This is a genomic window from Micrococcus sp. GbtcB5, assembly GCF_019091605.1.
Lineage (GTDB): Bacteria > Actinomycetota > Actinomycetes > Actinomycetales > Micrococcaceae > Micrococcus > Micrococcus luteus.
In genome coordinates this window covers 1-284 of record NZ_JAGXJK010000163.1, presented here as the reverse complement: position 1 = coordinate 284, position 284 = coordinate 1, and the positions used below count along the sequence as shown (strand labels likewise).

General features: G+C 69.7%; 1 pseudogene. It reads left to right on the top strand.

Annotated elements, in window-relative coordinates:
- Positions 1–155, top strand: a pseudogene (locus KVS67_RS14190) (2-oxo-hepta-3-ene-1,7-dioate hydratase); the annotation flags it as partial.
- Positions 156–284 lie beyond the last annotated feature (129 nt).

The following is a 284-nucleotide window of genomic DNA, read 5'->3' as shown; positions in this document are numbered from 1 at the left end:
GGCTGGCCAACCGCATCGCCGGGCACGGAGACGCGATCGAAGCCGGTGAGATAGTGCTCGCCGGCTCCTTCTCCCGCCCGATGTGGGTGTACCAGGGCGACACCGACTACGCCGACTACGGCCCGCTCGGCACCATCACCTGCCGCTTCGCCTGACCCGCCCGTCGTCGTCTCCCCGCCCGCCCGCAACGCGGGTTGACCTATCACCAGTACGACCCCGCTCCACCCGCGACAACTCAACCCGGGTCGGGAGGAGGGCGCGTAGAACCCCGGAGGAACATCCCA